The 15,089-nt window shown below is 43.0% G+C and carries 8 protein-coding genes; 3 read left to right on the top strand and 5 right to left on the bottom strand.

Annotation, left to right across the window (positions count from 1 at the left end; all coding sequences use genetic code 11):
• Nucleotides 1–138 precede the first annotated feature (138 nt).
• Both QT979_RS08380 and QT979_RS08375 read left to right on the top strand, forming a co-directional pair.
• Complete coding sequence (locus QT979_RS08380; RefSeq protein WP_333210625.1) at nt 139–3,210, top strand: PAS domain S-box protein; 3,072 nt, start codon at nt 139–141, stop codon at nt 3,208–3,210.
• A 70-nt stretch (nt 3,211–3,280) separates the two neighbouring features.
• Nucleotides 3,281–3,706, top strand: a complete 426-nt coding sequence (locus QT979_RS08375) for a DCC1-like thiol-disulfide oxidoreductase family protein (protein WP_333210626.1) — start codon at nt 3,281–3,283, stop codon at nt 3,704–3,706.
• A 50-nt stretch (nt 3,707–3,756) separates the two neighbouring features.
• On the opposite strand, the gene QT979_RS08370 is transcribed toward QT979_RS08375, so the two are convergent.
• The 3 genes from QT979_RS08370 to QT979_RS08360 all read right to left on the bottom strand — a co-directional run bounded on the left by QT979_RS08370 (nt 3,757) and on the right by QT979_RS08360 (nt 12,586).
• Entirely contained in the window at nt 3,757–4,173 is a 417-nt protein-coding gene (locus QT979_RS08370) for a hypothetical protein (RefSeq protein WP_333210628.1), read from the bottom strand.
• A gap of 266 nt (nt 4,174–4,439) precedes the next feature.
• A complete protein-coding gene (locus QT979_RS08365) occupies nt 4,440–9,899 on the bottom strand; it encodes an AAA family ATPase (RefSeq protein ID WP_333309182.1) in 5,460 nt (1,819 codons plus the stop codon).
• A gap of 302 nt (nt 9,900–10,201) precedes the next feature.
• Nucleotides 10,202–12,586 carry a GAF domain-containing protein gene (locus QT979_RS08360; protein ID WP_333309181.1) on the bottom strand — a complete coding sequence of 795 codons (2,385 nt, stop codon included), beginning with the start codon at nt 12,584–12,586 and terminating at the stop codon, nt 10,202–10,204.
• 538 nt (nt 12,587–13,124) lie between these two features.
• Between QT979_RS08360 and QT979_RS08355 the strand changes: the two genes are divergently transcribed.
• A complete protein-coding gene (locus tag QT979_RS08355) occupies nt 13,125–13,907 on the top strand; it encodes a calcium-binding protein (protein ID WP_333309179.1) in 783 nt (260 codons plus the stop codon).
• Nucleotides 13,908–14,429: 522 nt separating this feature from the next.
• On the opposite strand, the gene QT979_RS08350 is transcribed toward QT979_RS08355, so the two are convergent.
• A complete protein-coding gene (locus tag QT979_RS08350) occupies nt 14,430–14,657 on the bottom strand; it encodes a type II toxin-antitoxin system HicB family antitoxin (protein WP_333309177.1) in 228 nt (75 codons plus the stop codon).
• A complete protein-coding gene (locus QT979_RS08345; protein WP_333309175.1) occupies nt 14,654–14,788 on the bottom strand; it encodes a hypothetical protein in 135 nt (44 codons plus the stop codon). Before QT979_RS08345 ends, QT979_RS08350 begins: the two co-directional genes overlap by 4 nt.
• Nucleotides 14,789–15,089: the final 301 nt, after the last annotated feature.

The raw sequence follows: 15,089 nt of genomic DNA, 5'->3' as shown, positions 1-15,089 counted from the left end.
CTCAAATTTTCTGAAGGTTCGCAGAACTAATTTTGTACTATATTAGTTTATATCGAATTATTTCGCACATTAAATTCACTTTTTATAGGGTCATCTACTCTACCACTTGCCCCCGCACTCACAAGTGAAAAAAAAACCATGCAAACTTCTTCCAATTCTTCTAAATTTAAGAACGGCGATCACAATAACGAAGACGGCTCATCTTTGTTAAAAAGCGAAGAACGATATAAAAATTTAGTAGCTAATATTCCCGGTGCTGTCTACCGCTGTACCTGCGAGTATACGGACGACGGGGAATTAACACGGACAATGGCGTTTTTGAGCGAGGCTGTTCAAGAAATATCAGGCTATCCCTCTTCTGATTTTATCAACGATCGCGTCCGTTCCTTGGCAAGCATTATCCATCCTCAAGACCGGAAAAAGGTGGATGCTACTGTGAAAAAAAGCGTAGCAACCAGAACTTCGTACATCCTTGAATACCGGATTGTCCGGGCGGACGGCGGAATTAGCTGGGTTTACGAAAAAGGCAAAGCTATTTGCTGCGAGGCGGAGGAGGATAGAGGAAAACAAGAAGGACAAGGGGAAATTGAGGGCTTTTTGTCGGCTGTGGTTTCGCCGGTATCCCAGATCGCAAATTCTCTGTATCGGGTTGTCTATCTCGACGGAGTGATTTTGGATATTAGTGAGCGAAAGCGCACTGAAGAAGACCTGCGAAACACTCAAGATTTTCTGAATGCGGTACTGCAAAATCTGCCAGTTAGCGTCTTTATTAAAGATGCTGTGGAACAAAGATTTATTTATTGGAATAAAGCTAGCGAAGAATTGTTTGGCTATTCGAGGGATGAAGTGCTGGGAAACAATGCTGCTGAATTGTTGGAGCCAGAGCAGGCTAATTACTTGCAAGCACAAGATTTAGAATTATTCGCAAGACACAAAGGCGTCGATTTGCCAGAAGAAATCATCCAACTTCCGCGCCGAGGAAAGCGAATTTTGCACACTAAAAAAGTTCCTTTGTTTGACGATTCTGGTGCGCCTAAGTATATTCTGGGTATTGCTCAAGATATTACGGAAAGCAAAAAAACAGAAACAGAATTGTCGCGCTTGGCTATTGTGGCTCAAAAAACGCAAAATGGTGTGATTATTACTGATGCTCAAGGCTGCATTGAATGGGTGAATGAAGGATTTACTCGGATTAGCGGTTACGTGCTGGCAGAAATGCAGGGAAAAAAACCGGGTGATGTGCTGCAAGGCCCTCAAACAGACCCCCTAACTATTGCTCAACTGCGATCGGCTTTGGCAACGGGACAGTTGTTTAATCAGGAAATTTACAATTACAGCAAGGATGGAAAGGGTTATTGGGTGGCGCTTTCCATCGCTCCAATTTTTCAAGAAAATGGGGAACTCGAAGGTTTTATTGCGGTGCAAACTGATATTACCGATCGCAAGCAAGCAGAGGCAACAGTCAGGGAAAGCGAGAGTTATTACCGCTGCATTGTCGAGACGGCTTCGGAGGGTGTTTGGATGTTTGACAGCGAAAGTATCACGACTTTTGCTAACTCTCGGATGGCCGAAATGCTGGGGTATACTGTGGAGGAAATGCTGGGGCGATCGCTATTTGAGTTTATTGACGGAGAATCCAGGGAAATAGCAGAAACTTATGTCAAGCGCAGGCGAGAAGGCATTCGCGAACGCCACGATTTTAAGTTTACTCGAAAAGACGGATCTCACTTGTGGGCGATCGTGTCGGCGACACCGATGTTCGACGCTGAGGGCAAATTTTCAGGCGTGTTGCGGATGATTACCGATATTAGCGATCGCAAACAAGCAGAAGCCGAATTGCGCCAAACTCTCAAAGAGTTGGAATTTGAAAAATTTGCTTTGGATCAATCGGCAATTGTCTCGAATACCGACGAATTCGGAGCCATTACCTATGTCAACGATCAATTTTGCGAACAATTTAAATATTCCCGAGAAGAACTGATCGGCAAAACCCACAGACTTGTCAATTCTGGCTATCATTCAGCCGACTTTTTCAAGCAGCTTTGGTCAACCATCCGCCAGGGAAAAGTTTGGCGAGGAGAAATGAAAAATCAAGCTAAAGACGGTACATTATTTTGGTTGGATACTACGATTGTACCTTTCTTAAATACGAACGGCGAACCCCATCAATATGTAGCAATTCGTAAAGATATTACCGATCGCAAACACGCAGAAGAAGCAGTGCAGCTTTCCGAAAGTCAATTGAGGACTAAAAATCAAGAATTGGCAAAAGCCCTGCGGGACGTGCATAAAACTCAAAGCATGATGGTTCAGAATGAAAAAATGGTAAGTTTGGGGCAATTAGTCGCTGGCGTTGCTCACGAAATCAACAATCCAGTTAGCTTTATTTATGGCAACGTCATGCACGCTGACGATTACTTTAAAGACTTGCTAAAAATGCTGCAACTTTACCAGCAGGAATACCCACACCCAACACCGGCAATTAAACAAGAAATAAATGATATCGATTTGAATTTCCTGCTCAGAGATTTGCCGAAGCTATTAAATTCGATGAAAATGGGAGCCGAGCGAATTCGCCAAATTGTGCTGTCACTGAAGAATTTTTCGCGATTAGATGAATCCGAACAAAAACAGGTGGATATTCACGAAGGGATTGAAAGCACTTTGTTGATTTTGCAGCACAGGTTGAAAGAAACGGCAGGGCGTCCTAAAATTGTGCTGCTCAAAGAGTTCGGCAATTTGCCCCGCGTACAGTGTTATGCAGGACAGTTGAATCAGGTTTTCATGAATATTATTGGCAATGCAATTGATGCTTTGGAAGAGGCCATGGAGACTGGACAGTGGGCAGAGGGACAACTGGCGCCTATTCCTTATTGTCCTTCGCCGACGCTGCGGATTTGTACGGATGTAAAATATGAACAGGATGCTTTGATGCAAGCAGATTCTGCTGTTTCTGATGATTCAATGCGGCATCCTTCTCATATTGTGATTCGGATTGCTGACAACGGGCCGGGGATTCCGATAGATGTTCACAAAAGGCTGTTCGATCCGTTTTTTACTACGAAAGAACCTGGTAAAGGTACTGGTTTAGGGCTGTCTATCAGCTATCAAATTGTGGTGGAAAAACACGGCGGGCTGCTTAAGTGCGATTCTGCACCGGGTCAAGGGACGGAATTTGCGATCGAGATTCCTGTAGTCAGTAGTCAGTAGTCAGTAGTCATTAGTCAGTAGTCATTAGTCATTAGTCAACAGTCAACAGTCAACAGTCAACAGTCAACTAATGAAATATAACGTAATTTATGACGGCAATTGCAATCTCTGCGTTACCTTGGTACAGTTACTAGAAACCTTAGACCAAGGCCAGAATTTTGAGTATATTCCCATGCAAGATTTAGAGCAATTAAATCGCTTTGGGATTACGTCTGGAGACTGCGAAATGGGGATGATTTTGATAGATGGCAACACCCCAGAACGTCGCTGGCAAGGCAGCAATGCGGCGGAGGAAATCGGACGGATATTGCCTGCTGGCGAGGTGTTTGTGGCTGCTTATCGGGCAATGCCGGGGATGAAGTGGATGGGCGATCGCGTGTACGAACAAGTCCGCGATAACCGCTATACTTTGTTTGGCAAGCGATCGACTACTTACAAATCTGTTTATCCGGTTGGCTGTAGGTCGATCGACAATTGCGATAATAGCAAGGACTAAAGTCCTTAGTACAAACAGGTTCGCAGTGAAAACTGAACTCCTCAAAAAGATTAATTAAACAAATCGAATATCTGCTGGCAAAAGTCTTTGAGTTTTTGGGCCGACTCCACCGCAGGTTCGGTTGGGCCGAGAAAATTCCAATTCTCCACAGTAGAAAAGTGCCACTGTTGACCGCTATGATCGTAACCGGCTGCCTCAACTCCGATCGCCCGCCGATATCCTTCCACCGGATCTTGGTAAAATCGGATTTGAATCAAAATGCTGCGGCTTTGCAGCAAGCGGCTTCTACCGGGAAAATGGAAGCCAATGTCGATCGAATCTGGATCTACAAGTTCTCTGGTATCCTGGTCATTCATCCAAGGTTTCAAATCGACTTTTGCATCCGGGAATCCGGACTTGAATAAATTAACAACCGCAGCAATTTTGCTGGCAACTTCTATATTTTTGGCTTGTTCGGCAGCGTTCACTCGAAAAACTCCTATCAAATATAGTTATTACATTTAGCTAATAATGTAACTGCATACTGCCGAATGTAGACTGTGAACAGCGGACTTTTTCAGAAATAATTAGGCATTGACAAATTTTCATATATGTGTTGTGCTGTTTTTATCCGAGTCTCGCTCCCCCTAAATCCCCCTTAAAAAGGGGACTTTGAGCAGGCTCTTGTCCCACCCTTATTAAAGGAGGTTAGGGGGGATCTGCGGGTTTTAAAACACGCCATAGTTCCATAATTTTAATTCAGGGGAAGGGCGATCGCAAATTCCGAACCTTCTCCCAGCACCGATTCGCAAGTTAGTTTACCGCCGTGGGTTTCTTCCACAATTTGCCTGCTGATAGACAACCCCAAACCCGTACCTTTTCCTACTCCTTTGGTAGTAAATAAATGGTCAAATATTTTCGACTTGAGCTCCGATGACATCCCTTGACCGTTATCTTTGATTTTAATCACCACGCTGTTGCTATCCTCCGAGACTTGAGTGATAATGGCGATCGTATTCGGTAAAGCTTCAATTTCAGCGTAAGTGCGACCTTCATTGAATTCGTCAAAACACTCGATCGCATTTGCCAGCAAATTCATAAATACCTGATTCAGTTGCCCAAAATAACATTTAACTGGCGGGATATCTCCGTATTCTTTGATAATTTTAATCGCGGGGCGAGTATCTTTAGCTTTCAGACGATACTGTAAAATCATCAAAGTGCTATCGATGCCCTCATGAATATTTGCTGACACTTTATTCGCACTGTCAGCGCGGGAAAAAGTTCGCAAAGACTTGCTAATATTGCGGATTCGCTCTGTACCTGATTTCATAGATAAAAGCATTTTCGGCAAATCTTCAATCAAATATTCTAAATCAATCTCCGATGCTTTATCCTGTAATTCATCTCCAGGATTAGGAAATTTTTCTTGGTAAAGTTGTAAGCAATCAATCAAATCTAAGCTCGCCTCAGCAGCAGCATCAAGATTGCCCGCAATAAAACCAAGCGGATTGTTAATTTCGTGAGCCACCCCTGCAATCAAGTTGCCGAGAGCCGACATTTTTTCGCTTTGAATCAGTTGCAGTTGCGTTTGTTGCAATTCATTGAAAGATTTTTCTAACTGTTGAGATTTTTCTTTCTCGCGCGCGTACAAACCAGCATTTGCTACAGCAATAGCAACTTGAGAAATTAACACTTTGAATACTTCTACTCTCTCTGCTGTAAAAGCTCCTACTGTCAAAGCATTTTCTAAATAAATTATTCCGCGCCCCTGAGATTGATAAATAATCGGCAAACAGAGAATTGATTTGGGTTGATATTTCTGAATGTAGGTATCTACATTAAAAGGTTCGGCGACAGTCGCATTGTCTAAAACTAGATGCTTTTGGCTGCGCTGTACGTAATTAATCACAGACAGGGGTACATCTTCACTATTTTCTAGGGGAATAGAGGGTAAAAGTGTGACGGTATCCTCCGCATGAGTGCCAGTAGCTTCTATGCAGAGGATATCGTTTTTCAGCAGCAGTAGCACTACTTTTTGAGCCGCCGCATTTTCTAAAATAATTTTGATTAATTTGGTCAACAATTTTTCTAGAACAATTTCACCGTTAATGGCTTCCGCCGACTTAATAAAAGTAGCTAAGTCTAATAAATCGCCTAAACTACTACTGGTAGTATTTCCCGTGGCAGTGCGGGTGACATCGAGAGTTGGGGTTGGAAGTGTGCGCGTCTGTGCTGCTAAGAAAGGATGTGTTGATTCTAAATGTTTAACTTTAGCTATGGCTCCCCAATGGATATATCCATAATAGGCTTTAGTCAGGTATGCTTGCGAAACTATCTCTTTACCCAAAGCTTGATAAAAATCTCCTGCTAATTCATACGCTAATGCTTCCTCTTGAATGTAACCGTTTTTGGCTGCTCCCTCAATTGCGCGATCGTACAATTCCATTGCTTGGGTATTTTGCCCCAACACTCGCGCTGTTTCCGCTGCTACTAAGTCGTATTTGTGTTGATAATTCATCGGAGCATTAACTGCCCATTTTTTCATCTTCTTTTGGTTTTGCAGCACTTTTTCCAAATATTGCTTTTGTTCCCTTTTGCCAGTTGCTGGATACAAAGCTATGATACTGAGAGAGGAGTAAAAATTATTCAGAGCAACCACATCAAATCCGGCTACAGACTCCTCATGTTTCTCAAATAATCTTGAATTTTCTAATGCTTGCGCGTAGTTTCTGAAGAGAAAATTAAGCTGAGTTTTGGCATTATAAACCAACCCAACTAAAAAAAAGTTTTTACATTCTATTAAAATGGGGAGCGTTTTAACTTCATTGAATCTCTCACCGACTAAATGACATGGTTCGACAGTTTGACCGCGCAAATTGAGGCCTGTCTGCCTAGCTATACTTATATACTGTACAGCCATTTCAAGTTGAGATTGCTGCATTAGTTTCATATATTTACCAGTCTCCTGATCCACCAAATCAAGAGGCTCTCCTATCGACAGTTTGTTTAAGCAATATGCACCTATAGCATAACCAGCAAATTCCAACTCTCCAGTTTCCATCCCAGTTTTAAAACCTTCTTTGAGATCGCCTAATCCTGACTTGAGAGCAGCTTTCCAGTGGTGAATAAAAGAACCAAATGTTGCATAAACTCTACTTTTGATTGAACGGGAAGGAAATTTGTCTAACAGCCTAATTGCCAGTTGACCGAATTGGTATGCCAAACTAATGTTCCCTAGCTTGCACATAACTACGCCATAATAAACGTAGGCAATACTTGCATAAGGCGAATTACCGTATTTAATACACAGCTTGACCATCCTAAATGCCAGCAGCGGTATCAGTGGAGGTTTTGCCTGAATAGCACTGCTGAGAATCCCTGATAAAATCCGCATGGCTGCTTTTTTTTCGGGATCAATCATTTCTGGCAAGTTAGCTAAATCCTCAATTCGTTTCAATCCCAAGCTCAGTTTTGTATTACTCAGTCCCGCCATAATATGTAGCGCGTGGGGATTTTGAGGAAAAGAAATGCCTAACAGTTTCAGCACTTCTAGTCCTGTATTGAGTGCTTCTATCACTCTATTTTGAGCGTTATAAGACTGGATTTGAAGTTCGTAAACATTCACTTTTTCCAGTAAGTTTTTAGAGTTTTGAAGTACAATGTCAACCATCTTTTTTGAAGCTTCATAATTAATATTTAAATATTCAGCTTCGGCTGTTGACTCGTAAATTGCTAACGTTAATTCATAGTGACTTTGCCAAGAATCCGCAGGCAATAATTCCATGGCAACCCGCAAATACCTAACAGCAGCTTCATAGGCAGCAGCCGCTTTGGCCTTGTGTCCAGCAGTTAAATTTAATTGTGCCAACTGAGTTTTTTCTGACTGTTGGCTAATCGTTTCAATTCCGACATTCAATTGATTGACGATATCAAAGATGTTTTCCTCTAGCTTGTCGGAGGGAGTATTCTGTAACAGTAATTGACCGATTTTTAAATGGGTGGATTGCTTTTGGTCTTGGGGAATTAGCGAATAAGCCGCTTGCTGAACGCGATCGTGCAAAAATCTATAACTAACCCGCGAAGTGTCTAACTTAAGATTGATTGATTCGGCTCGATCGAAAACTAAAGGAATGCGATAAGCATCGCTCAATGGCAGAATTAACCCGGCTTGCAAAGCTGAATAAAGTTCAGTTGCTGTCGTATTAGCTGACTTTTTGCTAACAAGTGACAGCACATCTAGAGCAAATTTATCTCCCACGCAAGCTGCTAGCTTCAAAACTTCTTGCGTGGCTGCGGGCAGCTTTTCAATGCGAGAAGCTACCAGTTCTACCACACTTTTATCTGTGATTCCAATGGCTTGGATTTCATCGATACTCCAATACCAACCACTTTGATTTTCTTCATTTGTAAGGTGATTAAATTTAAATTTCAAAAGAGAGTCTTGATAAAGTGCTTGGAGTAATTGAGTCAAGAAAAAAGGATTTCCGCACGTTTTATTCCAGATTAAATCCGCGAAATTGGTTACTTTTTTTGTGCAAGTGTTCAGTGTTTCAGTGACTAATTCTGTCACCTTTGCTAAATCCAGAGGTTGCAACACGATATTGTTGACTCTTGTACCAGTTTTTTCAATTTCTTCTACAGTCTGAATCAAGGGGTGGGTCGGACTAACTTCATTGTCTCGATAGGCACCGATTAGCAACAAATATTCCTGGTCAGGGTCAGTTATCAGTATTTGCATCAACTTTAATGTTGCTGAATCTGCCCACTGCAAATCGTCTAAAAAGATAACTAGGGGGTGTTCTTTTTGGGCGAAAACGCGAATAAATTCTTTGAATACTCGATTGAATCGATTTTGGGATTCTACAGGGGCTAGTTCTGGGACTTCTGGCTGTTTGCCGATGATTAATTCAACTTTTGGAATTACGTCGGCAATTACTTGACCGTCTGTTCCCACTGCTGTTAAAATTTTAGTGCGCCATATTTCTAATGAAAGTGCACTTTCTGTTAGCAATTGCCGCAGCAATGAGTTAAATGCTTGGATTAATGAGGCATAAGGAATGTTGCGTTTTAACTGGTCAAATTTGCCGCTGATGAAGTAACCTTTTGACCTGGTAATAGGTTTACTGATTTCGTTGACTACGGCTGATTTACCGATGCCTGAGTAGCCTGATACTAGCATTAATTCGCTGCTTCCTGATGGGGGCAATTTTTGTTCAAAGCTAGCTATTTTTTCTTCTGACAAATTGTTAGCCAAGCCCCCTCTTACACGTTCAAACGCTGCTAGCAATTCATTAACCTGATTTTCCCTACCGTACAATTTTTGGGGTATCAACAACTGGCTGAGAATATCTAAGCGTCCGGGGATGAAGTCGGCAATTTGTCCGTTGATTTCTAACTGATGCAAAGAAATTTCTAAGTCGGCTAACAATCCGGACGCACTTTGATATCTATCTTCGGCATTCTTGGCTATCAATTTCATCACTATCTCTGAGATAGCGACAGGTATTTCTGAATTGATTTGATGGGGATATATTGGTTGAACGGCGATGTGGCTATAAACTATTTCTAAGGGGTCGTTGCTGCAGAAAGGCAATTTTCCTGTCAGCATTTCATATAATGTGATCCCAAGGGAATAAAAGTCTGTGCGGTAGTCGAGGGTGCGGTTCATTCTCCCGGTTTGTTCGGGTGACATATAGGCTAATGTGCCTTCGACTGAGTTGGGATTGTTAAATTGGGGATTTTCTTTGTTGAGTTTTGTAGCAATGCCGAAGTCGGTGAGTTTTACTTGTGTTGTTTGCGAGTTAATTATGATGTTGCTGGGTTTAATGTCTTTGTGAATAATGTGCTGTAAATGCAGGTATTGTAAGGCTTTGACTATTTGGATGGCGATGTTTAAATTTGCTTGCACGCTCAAGGTTTCTCTTTCCAGCAGTTGGGCGAGGGATTCGCCGCCAAAGTCTTCTAAAACGATTCCTAATCGGTGGTCAAATGTTTCGATACTGATGGCTTTGACGATTTGTTCGCTGTCTAAATTTTGGCGGATTTGATATTCGTGTTTGAGCCTGGTAATGGCTTCGAGGGTGGGATATTCGGCTTTGAGGACTTTGAGAATTGCTGGGGGCGCGTCTGCCGGTGTTTGTCCGCGATAGATTATTGTTTCGACGCCTTCGTGCAGAGTAGAATTTATTTGGTATTTGGATAAGGTTAACATCACTTAAGTTATAAATTACAGGAGCTAATTCTCATCAGCTTAACACTACTTAATCTTAATCTTGTGTGATTCCGATCGTGTATTGGGCGATTCCCAATCACACGGAATATACACTAAGTGAAAATGTGGGCTTGGTCGTTGGTGTCAACAAGCATCTTAAATGTAATCTCGGTCTTGTGTGTGAGTCCCGAATGCTTTCGCTGCAGCGTTGTTCATGGGGATAGGAGCGATCGCACTCTGCGTCAAACAGCAGGAGATGGGAGCGATCGCACTGGGCCTAAAACAGGCAATTCAACGGGTTCTCAATCGCTGACTACTGTAACTTCACAGATAGTAGCAATAGATTCCGGTTCAGGTAAAATACGCACGCGGGCGAATTTTAAACCGCTGACTCCTTGCAGTGATTCTACCATGCCGGTCTGAACTTTTGGCTCTACCCAACCTTCGCGAGACAAGTAGCGCAAGTATTGTTGGTACTCTTCCCATTCGTCTTCGGTTGAATAAACTACCGTTAACATTCCTGGCTGGGTAATTCGCTCTTGTGCGTCTTTGTCAACGGCTTTTTCGATCCGCTTTTTGACGAGTTCATAGCGGATGTCGCGAGTGCCTTTGACATCAAACATTTTTTCAGTGTTTTCGTTGTGAAAAATGTCGATCGTCGTATTCTGCACTAATACTAAATGTGCGAGTTCCATGTTAATTTGAGACTCGGCTTGCAGGCGAAAAACTGTGCGGCCGCAGTCGCAAATTGCTCGCAGTTGTTCGTACCGCAAACTGTGTAGGTGAAACTGGCTGAATGTGGGGTCGATCGATTTTCCTGCATAAATCATGTGATCGATGCCGTCGGTGCATTCGATGTCGCAGTAGTGGGGCAAAATTTGCTGCATTTTTTCTTGCCAGCGGGCCCAGGTTTCTTGGAGTTTGGTGCTGATTAGGTTCAACATTTGGTCGTAGCGGTTGCGATCGCTATAAACGCAGTTGTGTTCGTTTTCACAGGCTGCTTGGTAAGCTTCAACTGCTGCCTGAACCTTGGGCCCGCACTGCACAAAATAGTCAAAATATACTTCTAAATGCTCGTTTAAATACTCGGCGGCTCGCACCTCCATATCGACTGTTACTTTTTGTTTTAAATGCTCGATGTAGTCGAGCAAGTCGAGCCGCAATTGCGCGCCGAGGTGGGTAGTTTGTGTTTGGCAAACGGCATCAGCTATGGCTAAACCTAAGCGGAATTGCTCGAGCAAATCAGTTTGAATGGCTCGGTTTCTTTCGTCGCTAGAACCGCGAATGTCCGAAATTCCGTACAGTGGATGAACGTCAGCAAATACGATTGTTTCTGGAGGTAGTCCCCAACTTCGCCTTTCTGCTTCTTGGGCGAACCGCCACTCGACTGCGGGGTGGATGTTGTGAATGTGGGTAAACCGCTCCTGGATGGCTTGCCGCAGGGCTGCAATGAAGGCGGGAATGAGTTCTTGGGCGTGTTGAGCGTCAATGCCGTTGAAGTGGTTTGGCCGATCGCACAACAGCCCCACAACACCCAAAATCCGCACCCCGCACCCCTCACGGGTGACGGATTTGACTACCAGGGGCACCAGCAGCATCGATCGAGTTCCCATTCTCCGCAAAGTTCGATCGCACTCGGTTTCGCACTCCCTACGCAAGTCTGGCACGTTCCAAACTTGATTTGCTGCTGTGGCCTTCAAAAAGTGAGAAGCTTCTAGGGAGTGCATTGAATAAAGAATCGGCTGCAAATGTTGGCCGTCTTTTGCAACTAATAGCTGTACTTGTTCGCCGTCGGGGCGCAGCAGCAAAGTGCCGTCAGCATTGAAGAGCGATCGCAAACACCGATCAATTTTCTCAAATTTGTCTGGCCGCAGCATCGAATCTTGATCGATTAATAACTGAGTCAGCCGCCGAATTTGCTCCTGCACGGTGACATCAAAACCTTCTAGCAGCAGCAAGCCTTCTACGCGATAATTATCCAACTGCAATCGAGCGGCTAAATTCTCCAGTTGATTCGGCTGCATCAGCCAAGCTTCCCGTTCCGCAACAGGCATTAATCTTAAAGAAATATCCGCAAATTCATCTATTTTTGAGTTAATTCGAGTAATTTTTAACTGTTCCGAACCCAGCCAAAATTCTATAAATCTGGATTCTCGATGTTTGGGGTTTTTTACACTCGCCGTGACAGGTTCGTCTAGCACCCGTAAACCGTCGGTGTCAATTTGATAATATTGCTTAAATACCCAGTGCAAAAGGTGGCGACGGTACAATTGTTCTGCTGTTTTGCCCCCCCAATCCTCGAACAGTTCCAGCAGAGTGAGGTGGGTGTCTGCAAACCAACCGTTGGTAGATTGAGTTCCCAAAGACATTTCCTCCCAACCCGCCAAGCGACACAATGCCGCGTTAGCATAACGCAGGGCAAAAGTTCCCGGTTCCACTACTGCGATTAAAACGCGGCGGTCGCCAAGAAATTGAAACAATCGCTGTAAATCTTGTTTCCACGTTTTCAAGGGTTCAATTTCTGAAGATTGACTGGGTACTTTGCCCGCCAAAGCTTCCAGTAGCTGTTCTATACTTGGTTCGCTGGGCAGATTGTTACTGTCTTGCTTTGTTGGGACGATATCTGTCGCTGGCAGTGATTTTACGGAGTTGTTGTTTTGATGGGAAGACGATTTAGGAGTAGACATGAGTAAAACACCTGAAAGCAGTGGATTTTGCCAAAGAATATCAGCGATCGGCGATTATGACTTTGTAAAGAGCTTATATCCTGTTTGTAAAGTTTGTGTATGGGTATCGGAAACTGGGTTTTTTCTCGGAGGATGGGCCCAGGGACTTTTACTTTTATTCACAAACAACCTCTCAGTCTCGACGTTATAGGTGATATTAACGTGTTTACTGCCTGGGGGGTAACACCCATTATAAGCGGTAGACTGTAGCGGATAGTGTCAGCAACTAATGCTATTTGACTCAAAGGCGAGATCTATAGCAGGTTTGGGTTGAATGAAGCACAGCCCTGGTAATTGGTAATTGGGAATTGGGAATTGGTAACTTATACGATCGCCTAGCCGAAGTATTGGTAATTCTAATTGACGATAGACTAGCAGGTTGCTTGTCATTAATTGAGGAAATAAAAGTTGCAGCCAAAATCCAAACATACTTGCTATTTGGCAAGGAAATAATTAAAATGTATAATACAGCTAACAGGATTTTTGAAAGGACATACTTATGGCTTTAACGGTTAACAATCTCATTGCCGATGTGACGGGATTTCCTGTATTTGCTGGGGGCGGTCCACGTCTTTTGGGCTTCGCTACACCCGATGAGATTAACGTAGGGAATGGAAATTTGTCGTCTTTTCCCTGGGGAGTTTGGGGACTGGACGGCAACGATACTATAGGAGGTTCATCCGATTCCAACGAACGTCTGTTAGGAAATAACGGCAATGATATTATCGGTGGTGGTGGCGGAAATGACATAATTTACGGCGGGAAAGAGGACGATCTCCTGGATGGAAATGATGGCAACGACGTAGTTAGGGGCGACGCCGGAAATGACCTTATCTTCGGAGGGTTCGGGAACGATATCCTGCGGGGAGGGCAAGGAGACGACGATTTAGATGGCAATGAGGGCAACGATTTCTTGGTGGGCGATCGGGGAGTTGACGTGCTCACGGGAGGCCTCGGTGCTGATATATTTGTGCTCAGAAGCAACGATGAAGCATTTGGTATAAATGGAGCCGATGTCATTACCGATTTTAACTTCGACGAGGGCGATCGTATTGGCCTTACCGACGGTTTAACAGAACTAGACCTTTTCTTTGAAGACGACAATTTGATTGCTTACGATAACGACGGAATTATCAATGACATGGTGATTGAAAACATAATTAATGGACAAATTGTGGGGGTAGTTTTAAATACCAACAGCTTTGAACTTACGGGTGCATTTGAACAAGCGAGTCCGTTTGCATTGGCAGTTAATGGTTCTCAATTCCAGTTTTTAGCTTAGTTATTTGTAGGAATTAGACGGGCTATAAAGTTAGTTCCGGGTACGAGACACGGCAGTTGGGCGTAGGACACGGCACTGCCGTGTCCCTACAGATAGCGGGCAATTAATCTATACGCAACCGTACTTGGGAAAATTGATATTAAAACAGTTCTTCCTTTAAATATTTTTTAGGCTAATCTAAAAGTAGAAATTAAAAATCGGGGAAAGTAAGTAGTAGTTCCGAATTAATTACACAATATTTCTACTGAAACCCTTGCCTAGCAAGGAGTCTTTCTGTAATTAATTTTGTGTGGTTACTTATATATTGTATCCGCTCAATAATTCGGGGCGGACTACCCACTAAGGAACGATTTTGCGTCATTTGACGTGCATCGTTGAGCGATTTACCCCGGATTATTGAGCGGATACATCAAAACCCACATAAAATAACTTCAAAACATCCAACTATAAAAACAATCGCCCTTCTACAGAAAAGAGCGATCGCCTGTTTTTTGGGGAAGGGCGATCGCTTCAAATCTATAATCAAGCAAACAGCAAGTTTTCTACTAGAGTTTTAGGTTCTGGGAGAGATTTACCATCTACCTGATATTCTTCACCTAAAAGCTCTAATACCTCTACTGCATTCTGCAAAGCTTCTTCGTAGGTATCTCCATGAGTGTGGAACTGCTGAGATGGAAAATCAGGTAAGTGAACTAGGTAGCAATTATCTTCCTCCGACCATTGAATAACAATTATATAAGGTAATTTCATGATTCATGTTCATCTTCTTCAATTGCTTTCAATATTCCAATTTTTCGATTAACTTCTCTCTCTAAATACAGTTTCGCATCATCGCCATCATTTCCAGCAATGGTAATTGGTTCATGATAGTAGTCAAGCATGAACCCATCTTGTATGGCTGCCTTTTGCCGAACGATAAGTAAACCCAGCTTTTAGTAGCAGGCTTTTGAGTTCTCGAATCTTTTGGGGCATAAGCAGACATAAAAATTGTCGCAAGGTGACGGAAATACTTTAATCATATTCCCGAAAGTAGGGTTTGTCCAAACGTACCCTACTACATGAATTTGAATTAGTTTCAGCATCAATCCGCGTTCCTCAGCGGTTAGAAAATAAAAACATTCAACTTTCAGCAAAACCCCAATCCAAAAACTCCCATTTAGCCTAAAATTAAAAATACTGACT

It is taken from the genome of Microcoleus sp. w2-18bC1, from assembly GCF_036700365.1.
Lineage (GTDB): Bacteria > Cyanobacteriota > Cyanobacteriia > Cyanobacteriales > Microcoleaceae > Microcoleus.
The sequence above is the reverse complement of the archived record's forward strand: the minus strand, read 5'-3'. Positions and strand labels throughout refer to the sequence as shown.

Excerpts from the sequence above, each read along its gene's own strand:
- QT979_RS08380 (WP_333210625.1), top strand. The coding sequence starts at position 139 with ATGCAAACTTCTTCCAATTCTTCTAAATTTAAGAACGGCGATCACAAT.
- QT979_RS08375 (WP_333210626.1), top strand. The coding sequence starts at position 3,281 with ATGAAATATAACGTAATTTATGACGGCAATTGCAATCTCTGCGTTACC.
- QT979_RS08365 (WP_333309182.1), bottom strand. The coding sequence starts at position 9,899 with ATGTTAACCTTATCCAAATACCAAATAAATTCTACTCTGCACGAAGGC.
- QT979_RS08360 (WP_333309181.1), bottom strand. The coding sequence starts at position 12,586 with ATGTCTACTCCTAAATCGTCTTCCCATCAAAACAACAACTCCGTAAAA.
- QT979_RS08355 (WP_333309179.1), top strand. The coding sequence starts at position 13,125 with ATGGCTTTAACGGTTAACAATCTCATTGCCGATGTGACGGGATTTCCT.
- QT979_RS08350 (WP_333309177.1), bottom strand. The coding sequence starts at position 14,657 with ATGAAATTACCTTATATAATTGTTATTCAATGGTCGGAGGAAGATAAT.
- QT979_RS08345 (WP_333309175.1), bottom strand. The coding sequence starts at position 14,788 with ATGCTTGACTACTATCATGAACCAATTACCATTGCTGGAAATGATGGC.